The organism is Mesorhizobium sp. M1088 (assembly GCF_040318575.1).
GTDB lineage: Bacteria > Pseudomonadota > Alphaproteobacteria > Rhizobiales > Rhizobiaceae > Mesorhizobium.
In genome coordinates this window covers 56,929-81,326 of the sequence record NZ_JAMYMO010000013.1, presented here as the reverse complement: position 1 = coordinate 81,326, position 24,398 = coordinate 56,929, and the positions used below count along the sequence as shown (strand labels likewise).

Genomic DNA, 24,398 nt, shown 5'->3' with positions numbered 1-24,398 from the left:
TCGCGGAGGTCCCAAACGCGCTGTTTCCAAATGCCAAATTGCCGCAGGGCAACCCGGCTTGCGATCACCTGAATCGATTGAACATCCGGTGGGATGTACTAGCATTGGCAGAGATGGTGAAAGCCGCATGATCCTGGCAACGTCACGAGAGGCAGCATGACGCGCGCGATGACAACCGAAGCTCCTCTGCCCACGCTCAAAAACCCGGATCCCAAGACGCTCGCCGAGGAAGTCTTGCAAGCCCTCAAATACAGGGTCGGCAAGGGCACCAACGTTGCAACCCAGTACGATTGGCTCACCGCCTCGATCAAGGTTGTACGCGACCGCATAGTCGATCACTGGATGCAGGCGACCCAAGAGGCCTACGCCCAGCAGGAAAAGCGCGTCTACTACCTGTCACTGGAATTCCTCATCGGCCGCCTGATGCGCGATGCCTTCTCCAATCTCGGCCTGATGGACAATATGCGCGAGGCGCTGTCGTCGCTTGGCGTCGACCTCGACATCATTGCAACGCTCGAACCGGACGCTGCCCTTGGCAATGGCGGTCTTGGCCGACTCGCCGCCTGCTTCATGGAAAGCATGGCGACCGTCAATATCCCCGCGCATGGCTACGGCATCCGCTACGCCAACGGCATGTTTCGGCAGGAGATCCATGACGGCTGGCAGGTGGAGCTGCCCGAGACGTGGCTCGATCACGGCAATCCCTGGGAGTTCGAGCGCCGCGAACGCTCCTTCGAGGTCGGCTTCGGCGGCTCGGTGGAATCGATCACCTCGAAGGACGGCAGGCTCGAGCGGCACGTCTGGAAGCCGACCGAACATGTTCTGGCCGTTGCCTACGATACGCCGGTGGTTGGCTGGCGGGCCAACCGCGTCAACACACTGCGTCTGTGGTCCGGCATGCCGGTCGACCCGATCCTGCTCGACAAGTTCAATGCCGGCGATCACATCGGTGCGCTCGCCGAAAGCAACAAGGCCGATGCGTTGTCGCGCGTCCTTTACCCGGCCGATTCCCACAAGGCCGGCCAGGAGTTGCGGCTCAGGCAGGAGTATTTCTTCTCCACCGCCTCGCTGCAGGACATCGTCCAGCGTCATCTCAGCCAGTATGGCGACCTGCAATCGCTGCCCGACAAGGCGGCGATCCATCTTAACGACACCCATCCGGCCATCGCCGTCCCCGAGTTGATGCGCCTATTGATGGATGTCCACGGCATGGATTTCGACCAGGCCTGGAGCATCACCAAGCGCACTTTCGGCTACACCAACCACACGCTCCTTCCCGAAGCGCTGGAAAGCTGGCCCGTGCCGCTGTTCGAGCGGCTGTTGCCGCGCCACATGCAGATCGTCTACGCCATCAACGCCGAGGTGCTGCTCGAGGCGCGCGCCTCCGACCAGTTCTCGGACGAGCAGATCAGCCGCATCTCGCTGATCCAGGAAAATGGCGATCGCCGCGTGCGTATGGGCAATCTGGCCTTTGTCGGCTCGCACTCGATCAACGGCGTCTCGGCACTGCATACGGAATTGATGAAGGAGACGGTGTTTGCCGACCTCCACAGGCTCTACCCGGATCGCATCAACAACAAGACCAACGGGATCACACCGCGGCGCTGGCTGATACAGTGCAATCCCGGCCTCACTGCACTCACCCGAGAGGCGATTGGCGACGGCTTCCTCGACGACATCGACGAGATAAAGCGGCTTGATCCTTTCGCTGAGGACGCAGCCTTCCGCGACAAGTTCGCCGCCGTCAAACGGGCGAACAAGATGAGGCTTGCCAAGCTCGTTGCCGACCGGCTCGGCATCAAGGTCGACCCATCGGCGCTGTTCGACATCCAGGTCAAGCGCATCCACGAATACAAGCGCCAACTCTTGAACATTCTCGAAGCGGTCGCGCTTTACGACCAGATCCGCTCGCATCCGGAGCGCGACTGGATGCCTCGCGTCAAATTCTTCGGCGGCAAGGCGGCGCCCAGCTATCACAACGCCAAGCTGATCATCAAACTTGCCAATGACGTCGCCCGGGTCATCAACCGCGACCCGGCGGTGCGCGGCTTGCTGAAAGTGGTATTCGTGCCGAACTACAATGTCAGCCTGGCCGAGATCATGATGCCGGCCGCCGATCTTTCGGAGCAGATATCGACCGCCGGCATGGAAGCGTCCGGCACCGGCAACATGAAGTTCGCGCTGAACGGCGCGCTGACCATCGGCACGCTCGACGGCGCCAATGTCGAGATCAAGGAATGCGTGGGCGACGATAATATCTTCATCTTCGGCCTGACCACCGATGAGGTCGCCGAGCGGCGCAACAATGGTTACGATCCGCGCGCTGTGATCGAGGGATCGCCTGAATTGGCGCAGGCGCTGGCCGCGGTTTCATCCGGAGTCTTTTCACCTGACGATCCGGACCGTTATCGCGACCTGATCAACGGTCTTTACCAGAGCGACTGGTTCATGGTCGCCGCGGATTTCGATGCCTACGCCGCCACCCAGCGCGACGTCGATGCCGTCTGGCGCAACAGCCCGGACTGGTACGCCAGAGCCATCCGCAATGTCGCGCGCGTCGGCTGGTTCTCGTCCGACCGCACGATCCGCCAATATGCGAAAGACATCTGGCACGTGCCCGCCTGATGTGATTGCATGAGACTACGAACAATGTGGCCCTAGTGGAGTGATTTGACCCTCGCATCCCTTGGAGGGTAAGGCGGCATGGCGAATGTCGAATTCAAAACTCCACTAGAAACATACACTTGGTGCCCGGGGAGGGTCACTGCCTGATGAGCAAGCCGCGCGCGACCGTTGCGACAAACGGGCCGGACGGACTGGCGCCAGCCGGCGATGTCGCGGCGATTGTCGCCGGCACCCACGGCGATCCGTTTGCCGTGCTTGGCGTGCATGAGGCGGGAAAGGGCTTTGTCGCCCGCTGCTTCGTCCCTTATGCCGAGTTCGTCACCGCCTATACGCTGACCGGCAAGAAGGCCGGCGAGCTGTCGAGACGCGACGACAGCGGTTTCTTCCAAGGCAAACTGTCGCTGCGCAAACGCCAGCCGCTGCGCTATCACGCCAGGAATTCCGGCGGTGACTGGTGGCTGACCGATCCATATTCCTTCGGTCCCGTGCTCGGCCCGCTGGACGATTATTACATCGCCGAAGGGTCGCATCTCAGGCTGTTCGACAAGCTCGGCGCCCATCTCATCGACCATGAAGGTGCATCGGGTGTGCATTTTGCGGTGTGGGCGCCCAATGCAAGGCGCGTCTCGGTGGTCGGCGACTTCAACGAGTGGGATGGCCGCAGGCATACCATGCGCGTCCGCCGCGATACCGGCATCTGGGAGCTGTTCATTCCCGACATTGGCGCTGGCCGCCCGTATAAGTATGAAATCATCGGGCCGGATGGCGTGAGATTGCCGCTCAAAGCCGATCCGTTCGCCTTCAAGTCCGAACTGCGCCCGGCCACCGCCTCGGTGACGGCGCTGCCGCCGGCGCACGAATGGGGCGACGAGGCGCACCGGAACTACTGGCGCAATGCCGACCACAGGCGCGAAGCCGTATCGATCTACGAGGTCCATGCCGGGTCATGGCGGCTTCACGACGACGGCAGCTTCTTGTCGTGGGACGAGCTCGCCGACAGGCTGATCCCTTACGTGGTCGAGACCGGTTTTACCCACATCGAATTCATGCCGATCTCCGAACACCCTTATGACCCGTCCTGGGGCTACCAGACGACGGGTCTTTATGCGCCGACTGCCCGCTTTGGCGATCCGGACGGTTTTGCCCGTTTCGTCGACGGCGCCCACCGCGCCGGGATCGGCGTCATCCTCGACTGGGTGCCGGCGCATTTCCCGGTTGACGAACACGGTCTGGCAAAGTTCGACGGTACCGCGCTCTACGAACATGCCGATCCGCGCAAGGGCTTCCATCCCGACTGGAACACAGCGATCTACAATTTCGGCCGCCGCGAAGTGATTTCGTTCCTGGTCAACAATGCGCTGTTCTGGGCCGAGAAATATCACGTCGACGGACTGCGCGTCGATGCGGTCGCCTCGATGCTTTATCTCGATTATTCGCGCAAGGCCGGTGAATGGATTCCCAACGAGAAGGGCGGCCGGGAGAACCTCGAAGCGGTCAGTTTCCTGCAGCGTATGAACAAGGAGGTCTACGGCCACCATCCAGGTGTGATGACCATCGCCGAGGAATCGACCTCGTGGCCGAAAGTCTCGCAGCCGGTGCATGAAGGCGGACTGGGCTTCGGTTTCAAATGGAACATGGGCTTCATGCATGACACTTTGGAGTATTTCTCCAAGGAGCCGATCTTCCGCAAGCATCACCACAACGACATCACCTTCGGCCTGGTCTACGCTTTCAGCGAGAATTTCGTGCTGCCGCTGTCCCATGATGAGGTGGTGCACGGCAAGGGCACGCTGCTCAACAAGATGGCCGGCGACGACTGGCAGAAATTCGCGACGCTGCGCGCCTATTACGCCTTCATGTGGGGTTATCCCGGCAAGAAGCTGTTGTTCATGGGCCAAGAGTTCGCACAGCGCCGCGAGTGGAGCGAGGCGCGCGCGCTCGACTGGAACCTGCTCGATTTCCGGCTCCACCGCGGCGTCTGGCAGACGGTGCGCGATCTCAACTATCTCTACCGCTCGCGCCCCGCGCTGCATGCCCGCGACTGCGAGCCGGAGGGCTTTTCCTGGCTGATCGTCGACGACAGCGCGAACTCGGTATTTGCCTGGCTGCGCAGCGCGCCGGGCGGCAACCCGGTCGCCGTCATTTCCAACTTCACGCCGGTGCCGCGCGACAATTACCGCGTGCCGTTGCCGCACGCCGGAAAATGGCGCGAGATCATCAACACCGATGCCACGGATTATGGCGGTTCCGGCAAGGGCAATAGCGGCGGCGTCGAGGCTCAGGCGGAAGGAGGAGGCATTTCGGCGACGATGCTTTTGCCGCCGCTGTCGACGATCATGCTCGAATTCGTCCCGGACTGAGCTATGTCTGGAGCATCTAACCTGGGAGGATAGGAATGGCTGAAACAAAACGAACACAGCCGCTGGCACGCGACGCCATGGCTTATGTGCTGGCCGGCGGCCGTGGCAGCCGGCTCAAGGAACTGACCGACCGCCGCGCCAAACCGGCGGTCTATTTCGGCGGCAAGACCCGCATCATCGATTTCGCGCTCTCCAATGCGCTCAATTCCGGTATCCGCCGCCTCGGCGTCGCCACCCAGTACAAGGCGCATTCGCTGATCCGCCATCTGCAGCGCGGCTGGAACTTCCTGCGGCCCGAGCGCAACGAGAGTTTCGACATTCTGCCGGCCAGCCAGCGTGTGTCGGAAACGCAATGGTATGAGGGCACCGCCGACGCCGTGTACCAGAACATCGACATCATCGAGGCCTACGGGCCGGAATACATGGTCATCCTGGCCGGCGACCACATCTACAAGATGGACTACGAAATGATGCTGCGCCAGCATGTCGAGGCCGGCGCCGATGTCACCGTCGGCTGCCTCGAAGTGCCGCGCATGGAAGCCACCGGCTTCGGCGTCATGCATGTCGATCCCAAGGACACCATCATCTCCTTCATCGAAAAGCCCGCCGATCCGCCGGGCATTCCCGACAAACCGGATTTCGCGCTGGCCTCGATGGGCATCTATGTGTTCAAGACCAAATTCCTGATGGAGCAATTGCGTCGCGATGCGGCGGAGCCCGGCTCGAGCCGCGACTTCGGCAAGGACATCATCCCCTACATCGTCGAGCACGGAAAGGCGATCGCCCATCGTTTTGCCAAATCCTGCGTGCGCTCGACCGCCGAGAACGAGGCCTATTGGCGCGACGTCGGCACGGTCGACGCCTATTGGGAGGCCAATATCGACCTGACCGACATCACGCCGGAACTCGACCTTTACGACCGCGATTGGCCGATCTGGACCTATGCCGAGTTGAAGCCGCCGGCAAAATTCGTGCATGACGAGGATGGCCGCCGCGGGTCGGCCGTGTCGTCTCTCGTGTCGGGCGATTGCATCGTTTCGGGCGCTTCGCTGAAGCGAAGCCTGATCTTCACCGGCGCGCGCATCAATTCCTATTCGACGCTGGAGGAGGTCGTCATGCTGCCGGACGTCCATGTCGGCCGCAACGCCAGGCTGAAGCGCGTGGTCATCGATCACGGCGTCAGGATCCCGGAGGGTCTGGTGGTCGGCGAGGATCCCGTCCTCGACGCCAAGCGTTTCCGCGTTTCGGAAAAAGGCATCTGCCTCGTCACGCAGGACATGATCAACAGGCTGGGATCGTAGTGCATGCAGGTTCTGTCGGTGGCGCCCGAGATCTTTCCGCTGGTCAAGACGGGCGGGCTCGCCGACGTGACCGGCGCCTTGCCCGTGGCATTGGCCGGCAAGGGCGTCACCATGCGCACGCTCGTCCCCGGCTATCCTCAGGTGATGGGCGCCTTCAGGAAAAAGAAGCCGGTTCAGCAATATCCATTGCTGCAGGGCGGCAAGGCTTCGGTGTATGCCGCCCAGATCGCCGGGCTCGACCTGTTCGTGCTTGACGCGCCGCATCTTTTCGACCGTCCCGGCGGCCCATACGGCAACGCGACAGGCGCCGACTGGCCGGACAATTGGCGGCGGTTCGCGGCCTTGAGCCAGGTAGGCGGTGATATTGCCGGCGGCGCGATCTCGGGCTACCTGCCCGATATCGTCCATGCCCATGACTGGCAGTCGGCAATGACGCTTGCCTACATGCGCTACGGCAAGGCGGTCGGCACGCCGTCGATGATCACCGTGCACAACCTAGCCTTCCAAGGCCAGTTCGGCGCCGGCATCTTTGGCGAGCTTGGCCTGCCGGCGGCGGCGATGGCGCTCGACGGCGTCGAATATTACGGCGGCGTCGGCTTCCTCAAGGCCGGCCTGCAGGCGGCGCGGGCGATCACCACGGTCAGCCCGACCTATGCGCAGGAAATCCGCTTGCCCGAATTCGGCATGGGCCTCGACGGCCTGATCAACATGCGCTCCGTCGATCTCCATGGCATCGTCAACGGCATCGATACCGAGATCTGGAACCCGGAAACCGACAAGCATCTGGTCTCCAACTACACCGCAAAGACGCTCAAGGCGCGAATGCCCAACAAGGCCGCGGTCGAGGACCGTTTCAGCCTCGATCGCGATGACAGTCCGATCGTCTGCGTCGTCAGCCGGCTGACCTGGCAAAAGGGCATGGACATACTGGCTGCGGCCATCGACGGCATCGTCGCGGCAGGTGCACGGCTGGCGATCCTCGGCTCCGGCGACGCTGGGCTGGAAGGCGCGTTGCTTGCCGCCGCAGCCCGCCATCGCGGCCGCATCGGCGTCGTCGTCGGCTATGACGAGGGACTCTCCCACACCATGCAGGGCGGCTGCGACGCAATCATTATCCCATCGCGCTTCGAACCTTGCGGGCTGACACAGCTTTACGGCCTGCGCTATGGCTGCGTGCCGGTGGTCGCGCGCACCGGCGGCCTTGCCGACACGATCATCGATGCCAACGAAGCCGCCATCTCTGCCGGCGTGGCGACCGGTTTCCAGTTTGCGCCCGCCAATGCCGGCGCCTTGCTGCACGCCGTCCGCCGCCTTGTCGAGGCGCATGCCAATCCCGCAGTGTGGACGTCGATGCAGCGGCAAGGCATGAAGGCCGACGTTTCGTGGGACAAAAGCGCCGAAAAATATGTCCAACTCTATCGCTTGCTGCTTTCGAAAAGGGCTGCCTGACTGATGATCCGCACCGTCGCCACCAAACCCTATCCCGACCAGAAGCCCGGCACGTCCGGGCTGCGTAAAAAGGTCCCGGTGTTCCAGCAGGAGCACTATGCCGAGAACTTCATCCAGTCGATCTTCGACGCGCTGGACGGGTTCGAGGGCAAAACCCTGGTGATCGGCGGCGACGGCCGCTTCTATAACCGCGAGGTCATCCAGAAGGCCATCGCCATGGCCGCGGCAAACGGCTTCGGCAAGGTGATGGTCGGGCAGGGCGGCATCTTGTCGACGCCGGCCGCTTCGCATGTCATCCGCAAATACGAGACCTTTGGCGGCATCATCCTGTCGGCCAGCCACAATCCGGGTGGCCCGCATGAGGATTTCGGCATCAAGTACAATGCCGGCAATGGCGGCCCGGCGCCGGAAAAGCTGACCGACGCGATCTTCGAAAAAACCAAGGCGATTTCAAGCTTCAAGATCGCCGATATCGGGCAGGTCGACATCGACACGATCGGCACGGTCAAGACGGGGGACATGACCGTCGAAATCATCGATCCTGTCGCCGACTATGCCGAACTGATGGAAAGCCTGTTCGATTTCGACGCATTGCGGGCGCTGTTCAGGTCGGGCTTCCGCATGCGCTTCGACGCCATGCATGCGGTGACCGGCCCCTACGCCAAGGAGATCCTCGAAAACCGGCTCGGCGCGCCCAACGGCACCGCCCGCAATTTCATTCCGCTGCCGGATTTCGGCGGCCATCATCCCGATCCCAATCTGGTGCACGCAAAACACCTCTACGACGAGATGATGGGGCCGGATGCGCCAGACTTTGGCGCCGCCTCGGATGGCGATGGCGACCGCAACCTGATTATCGGCAAGGGAATTTTCATCACCCCGTCGGATTCGGTGGCGATGCTCGCCGCCAACGCCCATCTGGCGCCGGGCTACAAGACGGGGCTGAAAGGCATCGCCCGCTCGATGCCGACCAGCGGTGCTGCCGACCGGGTCGCCGAAAAGCTCGGCATCGGCATCTACGAGACGCCGACCGGCTGGAAATTTTTCGGCAATCTGCTCGATGCCGGCATGGCAACGATCTGTGGCGAGGAGAGTGCGGGGACCGGCTCCAACCATGTCCGCGAAAAGGACGGCCTGTGGGCTGTGCTTTTATGGCTCAACATCCTTGCCGTTCGCGGCGAAAGCGCCAAGCAGATTGTCACCCAGCATTGGACGGCCTATGGCCGTAACTATTATTCGCGCCACGACTACGAGGAGGTCGAGACCGATCGTGCCAACGCGCTTGTCGGCGAGTTGCGCGCCAAGCTCGGCTCGCTGCCTGGCACCCGCGTGCGCGGCATGACGATCGCCAGCGCTGATGATTTCGCCTATCACGATCCGGTCGACGGCTCGGTCAGCAAGAACCAGGGCATCAGGGTGTTGTTCGAAGGCGGCTCACGCGTCGTCTTCCGCCTGTCCGGCACCGGCACCTCGGGCGCGACGCTGCGGCTTTATGTCGAGCGCTACGAGCCGGACAAGAACCGCCACGATCTCGACACCCAGGAGGCGCTTGCCGATCTGATCGCGGCGGCCGACGACATTGCCGGGATTCGCAGCCATACCGGCCGCGCCAAGCCGAGCGTCATCACCTGATGTCGTCGGGACTATCCGCCGGCTATCGTCCGCGATTTGGCGGGCTTGCCGGGGAGGGCGGTATCCGCTTCGCCGCATGGTCCTCGTCGGCTCGGCGCATCTGGGTTTCGATTTTCGACGAACACGGCAACCGCGAAGTCGACCGGCTGGAACTCCAGTCGGAAGACGAGGGCGTCCATGCACTTTTTGTTGCCGGTCTCGCCGCCGGGACCCGATACGGGTTCCGCGCCGATGGCGACTACGCGCCGGAACACGGTCTCTGGTTCGATCCCGACAAGCTGCTGGCCGATCCCTATGCCGTCGAGATCGACAGGCCCTATGCCTATGACGGCCGGCTCGCCGCGCGCCGAGGCGAGGGGGCCGACACTGCGCCGCTGATGCCGAAAGCCATCGCCGGCGCCTTGCCGGAACCCTTGCCCGCCTTGCCGCCGCTGTTTCGGCCCGGCGGCCTTATCTACGAAGTGCCGGTACGCGCCTTCACAAAGCTGCATCCCGACATTCCCGAGAAGCAACGCGGCACCATTGCAGCGCTCGCTCACCCCCTCGTTGTCGAGCATCTGCAAAAACTCGGCGTGGCAGCCATTGAGTTGATGCCGGTGACTGCATCGATCGACGAACGGCATTTACCGCCGCTCGGTCTGCGCAACGCCTGGGGTTATAATCCCGTGACCTTCATGGCGCTCGATCCGCGACTGGCGCCCGGCGGTCTGGCCGAGTTGCGCGGAACGGTCGCCGCGCTGCGCGAGGCCGGCATCGGCACCATTCTCGACCTGGTGTTCAACCACACCGGCGAAAGCGACCGGCTCGGCCCGACATTGTCGCTGCGCGGGCTCGACAGCCGCGCCTATTATCGGCACGAGCCGGACGGCGCTCTGGTCAATGACACCGGAACCGGCAATACGCTCGCCTGCGAGCATCCGGTCGTCCGGGAAATGGTCCTCCACACGCTTCGCCACTTTGTCCAGCGCGCCGGTGTCGACGGATTCCGCTTCGACCTGGCGCCGATCCTCGGCCGCGTCGACGGCGTTTTCGACGCCGATGCGCCGCTGCTGAACGCCATTCGCAACGACCCTGTTCTTGGCGACCGGGTGCTGATCGCCGAGCCTTGGGATATCGGACCGGATGGCTATCAGCTCGGCAATTTTCCGCCGCCCTTCCTCGAATGGAACGACAAATACCGCGACGATATCCGCCGCTTCTGGCGCGGCGACGGCGGCATGATCGGTGCCCTGGCGACGCGGCTTGCCGGTTCGTCCGACGTCTTTGCCAAAGCAGGCCAGACAACGAGCCGCAGCATCAACTTCATCGCCGCGCATGACGGCATGACGCTGGCCGATATCGTCGCTTATGGGCACAAGCACAACGAGGCCAATGGCGAACTGAACCGCGATGGTCACGACGACAACCTGTCCTGGAACGATGGCGTCGAGGGCGAGACCAGCGACCAGTCAATCGTTACGGCCCGTTTCGATGACCAGCGCGCGCTGCTGGCGACGCTCTTTGCCTCGCGCGGCACGATCATGCTGACGGCCGGCGACGAGTTCGGCCGCACGCAGCGCGGCAACAACAACGCCTACGCGCAGGACAATGACATCACCTGGCTCGACTGGGCCGGGCGCGACCTGGCGCTCGAGCATCATACGGCTCTGCTCGCCAGGATGCGTCGCGCCGTGCCGGCGCTCTTGGACACAGCATTCCTGACCGGAGAACAGCCTGCGGGTTCGGAAATCCCAGACGTAGCCTGGCTGACGGAAACCGGCGTGCCGTTCGACGAGGCAGCCTGGGACGATGCCAGGCGGCACCGGCTGGTCATGGTTCTCGGTAGCGGTGAGAACAGTCGCCTTGCGGTGGTCATCAATGGCGACCGCCGGGCCTGCATGTTCACGCTGCCGGAACGGGCGGGTTTTCATTGGCGCCCAGCTATCGAACCGGATAGTAGCGATATCTCGCGGCCGGTGCCTGGGCGAACAGTCCTGTTCATGATCGAAAGCAGGACAGCGTGTGCGGGCGCAGGGGAGAGCCATGATGGCTGACAATGCCGAATGGTGGCGCGGCTGCGTCATCTACCAGATCTACCCGCGCTCCTTCCAGGACACGACAGGCGACGGCAGCGGCGATCTCAGCGGCATCACCTCGAGGCTGGCCCATGTCGCATCGCTCGGTGCCGACGCCGTTTGGCTGTCGCCTTTTTTCAAGTCGCCAATGGCCGATATGGGTTACGACGTTTCGGATTACTGCGCCGTCGATCCGATGTTCGGCACATTAGAGGATTTCGACGCACTGATTGCAGAGGCGCACCGGCTCGGCCTGAAGGTGATCATCGATCAGGTCTTGTCGCATTCGTCGGATCGGCACGAATGGTTCGTCGAAAGCCGCACGAGCCATGACAACCCCAAGGCCGACTGGTACGTCTGGGCCGATGCGAAGCCCGACGGCACCGCCCCCAACAACTGGCTGTCGCTTTTCGGCGGCCCGGCCTGGGAATGGGACGCAACGCGCAGGCAATATTACCTGCACAATTTCCTCGCCTCGCAGCCGGACCTGAATTTCCACAACCCAAAGGTGCAGGACGCCTTGCTGGAAACGGTGCGGTTCTGGCTCGAGCGCGGCGTCGACGGTTTCCGGCTGGATACGGTCAACTATTACGTCCACGACCGCTGGCTGCGCAGCAACCCGCCTTTGGCGGAAAGCGTCGCCGGCACCAATACGGCAACCAGCCCCTATCTCTATCAGGAGCATCTGTTCGACAAGAGCCAGCCGGAAAACCTTGCTTTCCTCAGGCGCTTCCGGGCCTTGCTTGACGAATATGAAGGCCGCGCCGCTGTCGGCGAGATTGGCGACGAAACGCGTTCCTTGCAGACACTCGCCGCCTATACCGGCGGTGGCGACAAGCTCCAAATGTCCTACACGTTCGACCTGCTCGGCCCGCAATTCTCGGCGTCGCATGTGCGTGGCTGTGTCGAGGCCTTCGAGAGTAAGGTATTCGACGGCTGGGTTTGCTGGGCGTTCTCCAACCACGATGTCGTGCGCCATGTCAGTCGATGGAAAAGGCCGGGCGGCGATCCGGACAGGGTGGCGAAATTCTCGATCGTGCTGCTTTCCTGCCTGCGCGGATCGATCTGCCTCTACCAAGGCGAAGAACTCGGGCTGGAGGAGGCCGAACTGGCGTTCGAGGATTTGCGCGATCCTTTCGGCATCCGCTTCTGGCCGGGGATCAAGGGGCGGGATGGGTGCCGAACGCCGATGGTCTGGGAGGCTGGCGCCGACAATGCCGGCTTTTCGACGGGCAAGCCGTGGCTTCCGGTCCCGGCAAGCCATCGCGCCCAGGCGGTCGACGTCCAGGATGGCGAGCAAACCTCCGTCCTGGCGAGCTACCGTGCGATGCTGGCCTTGCGCAAGCAGCATCCGGCGCTGGTTCGAGGCTCGATCCGGTTCCTCGATGCCGAAGGCGACGTCCTTGCTTTCATTCGCGAAGGCGGTGACGAAAAGCTGCTCAGTGTCTTCAATTTCGCCGACGAGCCGGCCGGCTGGCAATTGCCACCGGATCTGGAAGCGATAGAGCCGATAGACCTTGGCGGTGCTGCCGGCGTCTTGCAGGAAAGAACGCTGTCGCTGCCGCCGCTGGGCTGCTTCCTCGGCCGGATTGGCTGAGCTCTATTTCATTATCTCATTGAACGAGCACGGAGCGCCCGCAAGTCGCGCCGACAACCCGCACATCGGCCTCGCCGACATGCACGCCGACAGCTGCAAGCACGTTATAGACCAGTTCGTCGACCGGCGCCGTCACGCCGTTCAGAACCGTTACCACCGCCGGCTTAACCGTTCCGAGCAGGGCCGTCACGTCCAGCCCGAGGCCCAGTGCATTGACCGAGAGCGAGAGGCCGCTGACCAGCGATGTCGTGAGTGATTGCGTCAGGTTTTTTGTGGTGACAGTTTTAATCGTCTTGTTGGCGATATCGGTGCTGTCGAACGTCAATGTGGTCGGATCGTTGTTGGTGATGGCAAGTGATGAAGAACCCTTCACATCGAGCAGATTGAGGGTAAGCAGCAGAAGCTTCACGCTCACCTGGGCAATCGTGGCATCGGAGAACGATTGCGGATTGCTGAAATCGGCGAAGGCCGATGGGTTGTTGTCGGCGTCGCTGGTGGCAAGGTGCAGCGAGGCCACGCCAGGCTGCGCGGCGATCGAGACCTTGATGCTATCCGGCCGGCCCGTCGGGCAGCTGATGTCGGTTAGCTTGGCTTCCGCATAGGCGACTTCGACATGCAGAGGCAGGTTGACGGACAGCAGGCTGATGCCGCCGCCGAGATTGGAATTGCCGATGCTCACTGTGGTGACCAGCTTGATGCGCGTCTGCGCGGTGCGCACCACGGTGCCTTTTTCCCCGACGGCCAGCCAGGGTGAGTATTGCATCGGTTCACCGATGGCGATGGCGAGCGTGGTGGAGGTAAGTCCCGGAATAGTGGCGCCGAGATCGACCTGGACCTGGTTTGAGCCATTGGCCAGCGAGGCGGCGGCACCCAGCATGCCCATCGCGCTTGCGTCGACGGAAAAGCCGGGAGACTTTTGTCCGAGGCCGAGCCTGCCGATCGAGCCAAGATCGATAAGATGACTGAGGGGTATCTTGACCGTGTTGGTGGCCCTCGACGCGATCGTCTGCAGCACAAGTTTGCTGGCGCTGCCCGACCCGGACGCATTGGCCATGGCGGTCGCGATCTGGCCTACCGTCGCTTTTGACGCCAGCACGTCGGAATAGCTGACACCTGTCAGTTGCAACTGTACGGCAAGGGCATCGACGAACGAAAGCACGTTTACATCGGCCGAGATCAGCGCGTTGTAGTCCATGACGCTGAGCGAAATGTTGGCGCCCAGCAACTTGCTGAGAAGCGCGTTGAGGATGCCGCCATTGACGCTGAGGAGCCTGGACCCGACCGAGAACATCGCTTGCGGGGTCACGCTGGCAATGGCTTCGGTGCCGACAACCGGAGTAGGGATGAGCGAACTGGCAAAATACCGGGCGGGGATTTTTTGCAGGGTGACGCGAACGGCGTTGTAAGGCGTTTTACCGGCTTCGAAGCGCTTGTCGACGCCAACGGAGGACGCCGCTGAGTATCGGCCGCCGGTGACCGACACGACGGTTTTGCCAACCGTGGGAACGATTGTCTGACCTGCCTTTTGAACAATGATGCCGGGCATTCGGTTGTCACTGAGCGTGGTTACCGCCGCGGCTTCCATATTGTTGATGTTCGACGCCGCGGTGATCGCCGCCAGATCGGTCATCGCCTGGGCTTCCCTGCGCTCCGTGTAGATCGAACCTTCGTCGACAGCGAAGGCAGCCAGCCCCAGCGCGAATGGCGCTGTCAGCGCCGTCATGACGGCAAAGTTCGCCTTCTTGTCGCCAACCATCGAGCGAGCGATCCACCCGATGCTCCTCAGCAAGAACTGCGACATTTCAAATGCCTCCAATCCTGATGGTAGATCTGCGCGACATCGTGGTTTGCGGCATCGCAAGGCTTGGTAACAGGTTCCAGATCGGCAGGTTGCTGGCATCGTACTGGATCGACACGACGAACTGATTTCCGTCGGCCGTGCTGTCCGTCGCCTGATAGGTCAGCTTGCCGGAATCGACGAACGGGTATCCACTGGCATTGTTTTTGACGAAACTCGCCACCAGCGCCTGGCGCTCGGTTTGATTCAATCCGGCAATTGCGGTGCGGGCGGCATCGGCGGCGATTTGCTGCAAGGAGTTGCTTGCACCAAAATAGATACCATATGCAACCATTCCGAGCAAAAGAAGGATAAAGATTGGGGAAAGCAGGGCGAACTCGACCGCGGAAGTTCCGGACTCTTCTCCAATTTTGCGTAGATTCGTCCGTATGTGGCGCAATATTTTACGCTTCAATGCGACAGTATTACTGTCTATCTTGTTCATTGCCCTTGCCCGTTGGAACCCAAGGTCGATGTGCCGATTCCATCGAAATTTGTAACCCTTGGTTGCCTAAGAACCAATTAATACATTCCGGTAAACTGAAATGATCGGCCAGATTATTTCCCAGATCGGCGTTCTGGCCAGGAAACCCAGTCAAACTCATGGTTTCGACCATTGATTGGCCGCCCGCAAAACGACTGCCCCGGCCCCCTTACTTTGGGTGACCCCGAGAGTCTGTTGAAATAAAAAATCTCCACGTTACTGTTTGGCCACCAGCTGCCGGAGAGGGAACCGGCTGCGCGCTCAAAAGGAACCAACCAATCGGTTTCGGGGCGTCAACACTTAGAGACGTGGCCGAAGGGCGACGTCATTAGGGAGAACTCCATGTTGAAACATGTGCTGAAGGCGACGGTACTCGCCACGACCATGGTCTTGGCCGCCGGTACGTTCTACACGCCGGCTTTCGCCGAGACCGTCTACAACCGCGGAGCCGCCGCCGAAGCGGAGACGCTCGATCCGCACAAGACCTCGACGGTCTACGAAGCCGATATCATACGCGACCTGTTCCAGGGCCTCGTCATGCATGACCAGAAGACGAATCTCATTCCGGGCGCCGCCGAAAGCTGGACGGTGTCCGACGACGGCACTGTCTACACCTTCAAGCTGCGCAAGGACGGCCTCTGGTCGGATGGCAGCCCGGTGACGGCGGATGACTTCGTTTATTCGTTCCGTCGGCTGGAAGATCCGGCCACCGCTGCGGAATACGCTTCCATGCTCTATCCAGTGAAGGGTGCCGAGGAAGTCAACACCAAGAAGGGCAAGCCGGAGGATATGGGCGTCAAGGCGATTGACGCAAATACCCTCGAAGTCACGCTCAAGGCGCCAACGCCTTACTTCCTGGAGATGCTGACCCATCAGGCGACCTATCCGGTTAACAAGGCGTCGATCGAAAAGCTTGGCGCCGACTGGATCAAGGCAGGCAAGCTGGTCTCCAACGGGGCCTTTACAGCGGCAGAGTGGGTTCCCAACGACCATCTGAAGCTGGTCAAGAACCCGAAATTCTGGGATGCCGCGAGCGTCAAGTTCGACGTGGTCAACTACATCCCGACCGAGGATCGCTCGTCCGCGATGAAGCGCTTCGAGGCCGGCGAATTCGACAGTTACGGTGACCTGCCGACCGAACAGCTCGCCGATCTCAAGACCAAATTCGGCGACCAGGTCCGTGTCGGGCCATATCTCGGCATCTACTATTACGCGATCAAGACCGACAAGGCGCCTTGGGACAACGTCGAACTGCGCAACGCTATCTCGATGGCGATCGATCGCGACTTCCTCGCTGAAAAAGTCTGGCAGAATTCGATGCTGCCCGGCTATTCGATGGTCCCTCCGGGTATCCAGGGCTACACGCCGGCACTGGCCAAATACGCCGACATGCCGCAGATCGACCGCGAGGACGCTGCCAAGAAGATCCTCGAGAAACTCGGCTATACACCCGAGCATCCGTTGAAGATGCAGATCCGCTACAACACCTCTGAAAACCACAAGAACACCGCTGTCGCCATCCAGGAACAGTTGAAGCCGCTTGGCGTCGAGGTCACGCTGCTCAACACCGACACCAAGACCCACTACTCCTTCCTCGAGCAGAAGGGCGACTACGATGTGGCGCGTGCCGCCTGGATCGCCGATTACAAGGACCCGGAAACCTTCCTCGGCATATCTCGCAAGGCCAGCGGCAACAATTATTCGAGCTATAACAGCCCGAAATTCGAGGCGGCCATGGACAAGGCCGCCGCCGCCGGCGGCAAGCCCGAACAGCGCATGAAGGAGCTCGCCGAGGCCGAGCGCATCCTCGTCGACGACGTCGGCGAGATCCCGCTTCTCTACTACAGCTACCACGACATCGTTTCCTCGAAGCTGCACGGCTTCGACGACAATGTGATGGACATCCATCCGTCCCGCTTCATCAGCAAGGACTGATCCCTTAGCCAGGCCGCCGCGCGACTCAATGCGCGGCGGCGCCGGTTTGCCATCGCATCGGCCCGGGAACCGGACTCGATTTTCGACAATGTCGGTGCGAAAATTTGAAGGCTAGAGCGCAATCGTCCAGCCGGACGCGCGCTGCTCTGGATCAAGCGGGGCATCGATGCTGCGATTCGTTTTCCGGCGGCTCCTGACCGCCATCCCGACGCTGTTCGTCATCGTGACTATAGCGTTCTTCCTGATACGCGTCGCGCCGGGCGGCCCGTTCAACCAGGAGCGGGGCCTGAGCCCCGAGATCAGGGCCAATCTCGAAGCCCAGTTCGGGCTCAACGACCCGCTCTGGCTGCAGTACCTCCATTATTTAGGCAATCTTCTGCGCGGCAATTTCGGCCCCAGCTACAACATGCCCGATTTCACCGTCGGCGAGTTGTTCAGGGAAGGCCTGCCGATCTCGATCCAACTTGGCGCTTCGGCGCTCGTTCTGGCGCTGCTCCTCGGCAGCGTGCTCGGCACTGTTGCCGCGCTCAACCAGAACAAGCTTGCCGACTATTCGGTGATCGCGCTGGCGACCGCCGGCAGCACCATACCAACCTTCGTCATCGCCCCGATAATCCAGCTTGTATTCGGATTGACCTGGAAGCTGCTGCCGATCGGCGGCTGGGGCGATGGAGCCCTCATCAACAAGGTCGGCCCGGTACTGACGCTCGCTCTGCCGCAGATCGCCATCGTTGCCCGCCTGATGCGCGGCTCGATGATCGAATCGCTGCACTCGCATCACATCCGCACCGCGCGCGCTCTCGGCCTGTCCGACTGGTCGGTCGTCGTCAAGCATGCGCTGCGCGGCGCCATCCTGCCGATCGTCTCCTTCACCGGTCCGGCAGCCGCAGCCCTTCTCACCGGCTCGGTCATCGTCGAGACCATCTTCTCTATCCCGGGCATCGGCCGCCATTTTGTCGTTGCTGCACTCAACCGCGACTACACGCTGGTGATGGGGACGGTGGTGGTCATCGCGCTCTTCACCATTGTCTTCAACCTGATCGTCGACGTCCTCTATGGGGTCGTCGATCCGAGGGTGCGCTATGACTGATATCGCAGTTGCCGCACCGGTCGTCGGCCGGTCCCTGTGGGGTGACGCCTGGGCGCGCCTCAAGGCCAATCGCGCGGCCATGTTCAGCCTCTATTATCTTGCCTTCATCGCCGTCATCAGCGTGTTTGGGCCCTCTTTCGTGCCGCACCAATACACCACCATCTATGCCGACTATGTCCGTACGCCGCCGAGCTTCTCCGCCTATCCGAAGGCCGACATGATCGAAGGCGCTCTCGATGAGGCGATCAGGCGTATGCGCGTCGACATCAAGGAGTGGCGGCAGGAGGGCAGCCGTGTGTTCGTTACCGTCAAATCGTCCAAGCCGATCGACGACCGCAACATTCGCTACCTTGATCGTTCCGATACCTTTGATGACACAAAGATCGAGAGCAAATCGCCGGACGGTCTCGAAATGGTGATGAGTGCCTCAATCAAGCAGCAATATTTCCTGTTCGGCACCGACAATACCGGCCGCGATCTCCTGTCCAGAACGCTGATGGCCGGGCGCATATCGCTGGCCATCGGCCTGCTTGCCGGCATTGTGGCCGTGGTCATCGGCGTGCTCTACGGCGCCACCGCCGGTCTTGCCGGCGGCAGGGTCGACGAGGTGATGATGCGTGTCGTCGACGTGCTTTATTCTTTGCCGTTCATCTTCTTCGTCATCATGCTGGTGGTGTTTTTCGGCAGAAACTTCGTGCTGATGTTCCTGGCGGTCGGCGCGGTGCTGTGGCTCGACATGGCGCGCATCGTGCGCGGACAAGCGCTGTCGATCCGCCGGCAGGAATATGTCCAGGCGGCGGAGGCGATGGGCGTCGGCCAGCGCGGCATTCTGCTGCGCCATGTGATCCCCAATTTGCTCGGGCCGGTGGTGATCTACATGACGCTGCTGGTGCCGCAGGTCATTATCCTGGAGAGTTTTTTGTCGTTCCTCGGGCTCGGCGTCCAGGAGCCGATGACCAGCTGGGGCGTGCTGATCTCGGTTGGCGCCCAGAACATCGGCTCGGCCAACTGGCTGCTTCTGTTCCCGGCCTTCTTTCTCGTCTCCACGCTGTTCGCGCTGAATTTCGTCGGAGATGGGCTGCGCGACGCGCTCGACCCGAAGGATCGTTGAGATGGCTGCTTCCGATACCATCCTCAGCGTCAAGGACCTTCGCGTCCGCTTCCGCACCCTCGACGGTGTGGTGGAGGCGGTGAAGGGCATCAATATCCACGTCAAATCAGGCGAAACCGTCGCCGTCGTCGGCGAATCCGGTTCCGGCAAGAGCCAGACGATGATGGCGGCGATGAGCCTGCTCGCCTCGAACGGCGAAGCCAGCGGCACAGTCGATTATCGCGGCCGCAATCTTTTGACCTTGAGCAAACCCGAGCTCAACAAGATCCGCGGCCGCAAGATCAGCATGATCTTCCAGGAGCCGATGACGTCGCTAGACCCGCTCTATTCGATCGGCAACCAGCTGATCGAGCCGATCCGCAAGCATCGCGGACTTGGCGCCGCCGCGGCGCGCGAGGAGGCGCTCAAGCTGCTGCGGCTGGTCCATATTCCCGATCCGGAGCGGCGGATGAAATCCTATCCGCACGAGTTGTCGGGTGGTCAGCGCCAGCGCGTCATGATCGCCATGGCGCTGGCCAACGACCCCGACATACTGATCGCCGACGAGCCGACGACCGCGCTCGACGTCACCATCCAGGCGCAGATCCTCATGCTGCTCGCCGAATTGCAGCGCAAGCTCCGCATGGCGATCGTCTTCATCACCCACGATCTCGGCATCGTCCGGCGCTTTGCCGATCGGGTCTATGTGATGCGCTATGGCGAGGTGGTCGAGGAGGGCGAGGCGGAAGCGATCTTCGCCAACCCGCAGCACGGCTACACCAAGATGCTACTTGCCGCCGAGCCGACCGGCACCAAGGCGCCGCCGCCTCCGAATGCCCCTGTCCTGCTTGAAGGCAGGAACGTCGAGGTGACCTTCAAGATCGGCGGCGGATTTCTTGGCGGCGAGCCGCTGCTGCTGCGCGCCGTCGATCACATTTCGATACGGCTGAAGCGCAACCAGACGATCGGCATCGTCGGCGAATCCGGCTCGGGAAAATCGACGCTCGGCCGCGCCTTGCTGCGGCTCCTGCCCAGCGACGGTATCATCCGGCTTGGTGACCGCGACATTTCCCACGCCGACCGCCAGGCGATGAGGCCGCTGCGGCGCGAATTGCAGCTGGTTTTCCAGGATCCGTTCGGCTCGCTGTCGCCACGCATGACCGTCGGCCAGATCATCACCGAGGGGCTCCTGGTCCATGAGCCCAATCTGTCGGGCAGGCAGCGCGATCTCCGCGCGGTCGATGCCTTGCTCGAAGTCGGGCTCGACCCGAACACGCGCAACCGCTATCCGCATGAATTCTCCGGCGGTCAGCGGCAGCGCATCGCCATTGCGCGCGCCATGATACTCAAGCCTAAAGTGGTGGTGCTGGACGAGCCGACCTCGGCGCTGGACCGCTCCGTGCAGAAGCAGATCGTCGAATTGCTACGCAAGCTGCAGGCCGACCACGAACTGTCCTATCTGTTCATCAGCCACGATCTCGCCGTTGTGCGCGCCATGGCCGACTACATCATCGTCATGAAACAGGGCAAGATCGTCGAGGAGGGGCCGGCCGAGGCGATCTTCAGCAATCCGCTGGCAACCTACACACAGACACTGATGGCCGCGGCCATCGATGTCACGCGATTTCGCCTGAGCGCATAGCCTTGCTGGCGATCCGCCACATGTCGACGTCGCACAGCACAGGCCACATGGCGCGGGTATAGCGAAGCACATTCGGGGTGACATCGTCGCCGAGCCCGGCTTCCACGCGGCAGGTGCGGAACGCCTTCTCGATGCGCTTTGTCGGTTCGCCCAGGCTGTCATGGACGACCGGCCCGCAGTCGCAATCAATACGCTTCCAGCGGCGCATATGGGCGATCAGCCGTGACGGCAGTCGCGTCGGCGGACGCCATTTCTTGCTTTTTTTCGCGTGCTGATCTTTGCAATAGAGCACGCCGCGGCCTAGGTCCGGCCAAGCTTCTGCGGCCTCGCCATCCCAATTGAGTTGCAGGATTGAACGATGTCGGCAGCCAGTGTAGAGCCCCACAATGATAAAGCGGCAGAGATGAGCGTACTGACCGTGCTTCCGGCGCAGCCGCAATGCCGCGCGCAGCAGTCCCGCTGCTTCCTCGCGCGTCAGCCAGCGCTCGCGCGCTGCTGGTTTGTCTGGTAAGGTGACGGACGGCTTCGGATCGAGACCGTATTCCTTGGCCCAAAAGTTGATCGCCGAGCGGAGGTCCTCAAGATCGCGACGCGGGCCTGATGTAAAGTCCTTGTCTCGCCACGCCGGGAGTAACGCACGGCGGGTCTCCATCGCCGCAGCGTTGAGCTTGGCGATTCGCTCACGCTCTACCCGATTGCGCTCGCGCGAACGGTGCTCGACATAGGCGCGGCAGCGATCTCCATTGATGTTGGCGACCGGCTCGGTGCCGAAGAATTCGTTCAGAAAACGCATCCTGGCGAGAAATTCCTTGCGACCGGCAATCTTGGCCTGGCGTGCTTCGGTATAGGCGGCGAGGATGTCACCGACAGTCAGGCGGCGGGCATCGGCCCTGGAGATCGGGCGCTGATATTTGCCTGCGGCGGCAGGCCCGAGTTGAGGGCGCAGCATACCTGAAGCGCTAGACACCGCTCCCGTGCGGGCATGATGATGGGTCGTCACAATGGTCCCCTTTTTTTTGCTCCGAAGTTGTTCGTCCTGCGGACGGGGATCACTAGAAGAGGCGACAAGACCGGCTTTGCAACAAGCAAAATGGGCGATAGTGCCGTGAGATGCAAAGACTTGCGAAAGGCGGCGCAGAATCGCGCCGGCTTGGCTTTCCCGCCGGACGACGAGTCTTGGTGCATTCCCGGAGGGTAGCTGACAGCCGCATCAAAATGGTGGCTCGGGTTATCCCATGTTCCGGTTGCAACTGAGGTGTAAATCTCACGCCGGCCTTCACGGGACGATTTGGCGTTTCGAAGCGGGGGAGGTTTCCGGTGCCTTGGAAATCTCGCTTTTTTCGGTGAGGAACATGCGTTAGCAATAGCCGCGATCCGATGCCACTGCGGGCACCGCGTAGCCTCTCCTCGGCCAAACCTCTTTTTGTCGAATGTACAGGCGCAACTTGGAAGAGCCCCTACGAGCCCTGAGCCATTGCCTCCCGGGTTGGACAATGTTTTTTCTGGTCGGAGTGGCAGGATTTGAACCTGCGACCCCATCGTCCCGAACGATGTGCGCTACCAGGCTGCGCTACACTCCGTGACCAGACCGCGGGCTTATAGCCGCCGAGTTTGGTTACTGCAAGCGCCAATGGCAGCGCTTCTGTCGCATTTCTTTCGCTTTCGCCGCCACGTCATACAGGTTTCAGTTTCCTGTCGCACAAACACGGCTTAAAGGGCATCTGGGTAACCGTCCACTTGCCTCGAAGCACCTGATTCAGCCGCCTGGAGTTTGCAGCCTTGTCGATGAAGATCGTTAGCGATGCCAGACCAAACACATTCGAGTTCGAAACCTCGGCGCTCATCATGCCGTCCGGGTTTCGCGAATATGATGCGCGCTGGTGGTTCGGCCATCCCGGCTCGAACGAAACGCCGGAACTCAATCTAATCGGCGTCCAGGCGCTCGGCATGGGGCTCGGCACGCTGATCCGTCGCCTGGGTGCCGGACCCGACATCGTCACCGGTCACGATTTCCGCTCCTATTCGCTTGCCATCAAGCTGGCGCTGGTTTCCGGGCTGATGGCGGCCGGCGCACGGGTCAAGGATGTCGGGCTTGCCCTGTCGCCGATGGCCTATTTCGCCCAGTTCGCGCTCGACACGCCGTCCGTCGCCATGGTCACTGCCTCACACAACGAGAATGGCTGGACCGGCGTCAAGATGGGCGCGGCGCGTCCGCTGACCTTCGGTCCGGAGGAGATGAGCGCGCTGAAGGCGATCGTGCTGTCAGGCGATTTCGACCTTGTCGGTGGTGGCTCCTACGCCTTCGTTGCGGATTTCCGCAAAACCTACCTTGACGATCTGACCGCGGGAAAGCGTATCTCCAGGAAGCTCAAGGTGGTGGCCGCCTGCGGCAACGGCACCGCCGGGGCTTTCGCTCCCGAGGCACTGGAAAGTATCGGCTGCGAGGTCATCCCGCTCGACGTCGAGCTCGATCATACGTTTCCCAATTACAATCCCAACCCCGAAGACATGCAGATGCTGCACGCCATTCGCGACAAGGTGCTGGAAACGGGCGCCGATGTCGGGCTAGGCTTCGACGGCGACGGCGATCGCTGCGGCGTGGTCGACAATGAAGGCAACGAGATCTTCGCCGACAAGGTCGGCGTCATGCTGGCGCGCGACATTTCGCACCTCTATCCCGGCTCGACTTTCGTCGTCGACGTCAAGTCGACCGGATTGTTCATGACTGACAAGGTGCTGCAGGAGAATGGCGCGGTCACCGACTATTGGAAGACCGGTCACTCCTATATCAAGCGGCGGGTGGCCGAACTCGGCGCCGTTGCTGGTTTTGAGAAATCGGGCCACTTCTTCTTCAATCCTCCGATCGGCCGCGGCTATGACGATGGCCTGGTCACGGCCATTGCCATCTGCCAGATGCTGGATCGCAGCCCGCAAAGCAGCATGGCTGACCTCTATCGCGATCTGCCGCTGACCTTTGGCACGCCGACCATGTCGCCACACTGCGCCGACGAGCTCAAATACGGCGTCGTCGAGCGCGTCGTAGGCGACTTTCGCAAGATGAAGGACGAGGGCACGGTCTTCGCCGGCCAGAAGATAGGCGAACTGATCACCGTCAACGGCGTCAGGGTCGTGGCGGAGGATGGTACATGGGGGTTGGTGCGGGCATCATCGAACAAGCCGGAGCTTGTGGTGGTGGTGGAGAGCCCGGTATCGTCCGAGCGGCGGCGGCAGATGTTCGAAGCCGTCGATGCGGTGCTGCGCCGCAGCCCCGAAGTCGGCGCCTACAATCAGACTTTTTGAAC

At 61.8% G+C, this 24,398-nt stretch carries 15 protein-coding genes and 1 tRNA gene; 12 read left to right on the top strand and 4 right to left on the bottom strand.

The window, feature by feature from the left end; translation table 11 throughout:
• Positions 1-156: 156 nt before the first annotated feature.
• The 7 genes from NKH49_RS17870 to bglA all read left to right on the top strand — a co-directional run bounded on the left by NKH49_RS17870 (position 157) and on the right by bglA (position 13,018).
• Positions 157-2,625 (top strand): glycogen/starch/alpha-glucan phosphorylase, encoded by a 2,469-nt coding sequence (locus NKH49_RS17870; RefSeq protein WP_352927046.1) that lies wholly within the window; start codon positions 157-159, stop codon positions 2,623-2,625.
• 146 nt (positions 2,626-2,771) lie between these two features.
• On the top strand, positions 2,772-4,985 hold the full coding sequence (glgB, locus tag NKH49_RS17865) for a 1,4-alpha-glucan branching protein GlgB (protein ID WP_352927043.1): 2,214 nt from the start codon (positions 2,772-2,774) through the stop codon (positions 4,983-4,985).
• A 35-nt stretch (positions 4,986-5,020) separates the two neighbouring features.
• Positions 5,021-6,286 (top strand): glucose-1-phosphate adenylyltransferase, encoded by a 1,266-nt coding sequence (gene glgC, locus NKH49_RS17860; RefSeq protein ID WP_023679306.1) that lies wholly within the window; start codon positions 5,021-5,023, stop codon positions 6,284-6,286.
• A gap of 3 nt (positions 6,287-6,289) precedes the next feature.
• The gene (gene glgA, locus NKH49_RS17855; RefSeq protein WP_352927040.1) at positions 6,290-7,735 is read left to right on the top strand and encodes a glycogen synthase GlgA; all 1,446 of its coding nucleotides are present in this window, start codon (positions 6,290-6,292) and stop codon (positions 7,733-7,735) included.
• Positions 7,736-7,738: 3 nt separating this feature from the next.
• On the top strand, positions 7,739-9,367 hold the full coding sequence (locus NKH49_RS17850) for an alpha-D-glucose phosphate-specific phosphoglucomutase (RefSeq protein WP_352927037.1): 1,629 nt from the start codon (positions 7,739-7,741) through the stop codon (positions 9,365-9,367).
• A complete protein-coding gene (glgX, locus tag NKH49_RS17845) occupies positions 9,367-11,400 on the top strand; it encodes a glycogen debranching protein GlgX (protein WP_352540725.1) in 2,034 nt (677 codons plus the stop codon). Before NKH49_RS17850 ends, glgX begins: the two co-directional genes overlap by 1 nt.
• A complete protein-coding gene (gene bglA / locus NKH49_RS17840; RefSeq protein WP_352540726.1) occupies positions 11,390-13,018 on the top strand; it encodes a beta-galactosidase BglA in 1,629 nt (542 codons plus the stop codon). The genes glgX and bglA overlap by 11 nt, the downstream gene beginning before the upstream one ends.
• A gap of 16 nt (positions 13,019-13,034) precedes the next feature.
• Here the strand turns inward: bglA and NKH49_RS17835 are convergent, their stop codons facing one another.
• Positions 13,035-14,774: a pilus assembly protein TadG-related protein gene (locus NKH49_RS17835; protein ID WP_352540800.1), complete on the bottom strand. Its 1,740-nt coding sequence runs from the start codon at positions 14,772-14,774 to the stop codon at positions 13,035-13,037.
• 46 nt (positions 14,775-14,820) lie between these two features.
• On the bottom strand, positions 14,821-15,300 hold the full coding sequence (locus NKH49_RS17830; RefSeq protein WP_084641571.1) for a TadE family protein: 480 nt from the start codon (positions 15,298-15,300) through the stop codon (positions 14,821-14,823).
• 381 nt (positions 15,301-15,681) lie between these two features.
• Here NKH49_RS17830 and NKH49_RS17825 point away from each other — a divergent pair, with 381 nt between their 5' ends.
• The 4 genes from NKH49_RS17825 to NKH49_RS17810 all read left to right on the top strand — a co-directional run bounded on the left by NKH49_RS17825 (position 15,682) and on the right by NKH49_RS17810 (position 21,096).
• A complete protein-coding gene (locus NKH49_RS17825; RefSeq protein ID WP_352927034.1) occupies positions 15,682-17,274 on the top strand; it encodes a peptide ABC transporter substrate-binding protein in 1,593 nt (530 codons plus the stop codon).
• Positions 17,275-17,440: 166 nt separating this feature from the next.
• Positions 17,441-18,364: an ABC transporter permease subunit gene (locus NKH49_RS17820; RefSeq protein ID WP_352470962.1), complete on the top strand. Its 924-nt coding sequence runs from the start codon at positions 17,441-17,443 to the stop codon at positions 18,362-18,364.
• Positions 18,357-19,475 (top strand): ABC transporter permease, encoded by a 1,119-nt coding sequence (locus NKH49_RS17815; protein WP_352614908.1) that lies wholly within the window; start codon positions 18,357-18,359, stop codon positions 19,473-19,475. Before NKH49_RS17820 ends, NKH49_RS17815 begins: the two co-directional genes overlap by 8 nt.
• 1 nt (position 19,476) lies before the next feature.
• Complete coding sequence (locus NKH49_RS17810; protein ID WP_352927030.1) at positions 19,477-21,096, top strand: ABC transporter ATP-binding protein; 1,620 nt, start codon at positions 19,477-19,479, stop codon at positions 21,094-21,096.
• Here the strand turns inward: NKH49_RS17810 and NKH49_RS17805 are convergent.
• Together NKH49_RS17805 and NKH49_RS17800 are read right to left on the bottom strand one after the other, a co-directional pair.
• A complete protein-coding gene (locus tag NKH49_RS17805) occupies positions 21,071-22,045 on the bottom strand; it encodes a site-specific integrase (RefSeq protein WP_352770577.1) in 975 nt (324 codons plus the stop codon). The genes NKH49_RS17810 and NKH49_RS17805 overlap by 26 nt on opposite strands.
• 554 nt (positions 22,046-22,599) lie before the next feature.
• Positions 22,600-22,676: transfer RNA gene (locus tag NKH49_RS17800), tRNA-Pro, on the bottom strand.
• 205 nt (positions 22,677-22,881) lie between these two features.
• Between NKH49_RS17800 and NKH49_RS17795 the strand changes: the two genes are divergently transcribed.
• Positions 22,882-24,396, top strand: a complete 1,515-nt coding sequence (locus tag NKH49_RS17795) for a phosphomannomutase/phosphoglucomutase (RefSeq protein ID WP_502901209.1) — start codon at positions 22,882-22,884, stop codon at positions 24,394-24,396.
• Positions 24,397-24,398 lie beyond the last annotated feature (2 nt).

Bases quoted from the DNA above. Each gene is read 5' to 3' on its own strand.
- NKH49_RS17870 (WP_352927046.1), top strand. From the start codon at position 157: ATGACGCGCGCGATGACAACCGAAGCTCCTCTGCCCACGCTCAAAAAC.
- glgB (WP_352927043.1), top strand. From the start codon at position 2,772: ATGAGCAAGCCGCGCGCGACCGTTGCGACAAACGGGCCGGACGGACTG.
- glgC (WP_023679306.1), top strand. From the start codon at position 5,021: ATGGCTGAAACAAAACGAACACAGCCGCTGGCACGCGACGCCATGGCT.
- glgA (WP_352927040.1), top strand. From the start codon at position 6,290: ATGCAGGTTCTGTCGGTGGCGCCCGAGATCTTTCCGCTGGTCAAGACG.
- NKH49_RS17850 (WP_352927037.1), top strand. From the start codon at position 7,739: ATGATCCGCACCGTCGCCACCAAACCCTATCCCGACCAGAAGCCCGGC.
- glgX (WP_352540725.1), top strand. From the start codon at position 9,367: ATGTCGTCGGGACTATCCGCCGGCTATCGTCCGCGATTTGGCGGGCTT.
- bglA (WP_352540726.1), top strand. From the start codon at position 11,390: ATGATGGCTGACAATGCCGAATGGTGGCGCGGCTGCGTCATCTACCAG.
- NKH49_RS17835 (WP_352540800.1), bottom strand. From the start codon at position 14,774: ATGGTTGGCGACAAGAAGGCGAACTTTGCCGTCATGACGGCGCTGACA.
- NKH49_RS17830 (WP_084641571.1), bottom strand. From the start codon at position 15,300: ATGAACAAGATAGACAGTAATACTGTCGCATTGAAGCGTAAAATATTG.
- NKH49_RS17825 (WP_352927034.1), top strand. From the start codon at position 15,682: ATGTTGAAACATGTGCTGAAGGCGACGGTACTCGCCACGACCATGGTC.
- NKH49_RS17820 (WP_352470962.1), top strand. From the start codon at position 17,441: ATGCTGCGATTCGTTTTCCGGCGGCTCCTGACCGCCATCCCGACGCTG.
- NKH49_RS17815 (WP_352614908.1), top strand. From the start codon at position 18,357: ATGACTGATATCGCAGTTGCCGCACCGGTCGTCGGCCGGTCCCTGTGG.
- NKH49_RS17810 (WP_352927030.1), top strand. From the start codon at position 19,477: ATGGCTGCTTCCGATACCATCCTCAGCGTCAAGGACCTTCGCGTCCGC.
- NKH49_RS17805 (WP_352770577.1), bottom strand. From the start codon at position 22,045: ATGCTGCGCCCTCAACTCGGGCCTGCCGCCGCAGGCAAATATCAGCGC.
- NKH49_RS17795 (WP_502901209.1), top strand. From the start codon at position 22,882: ATGAAGATCGTTAGCGATGCCAGACCAAACACATTCGAGTTCGAAACC.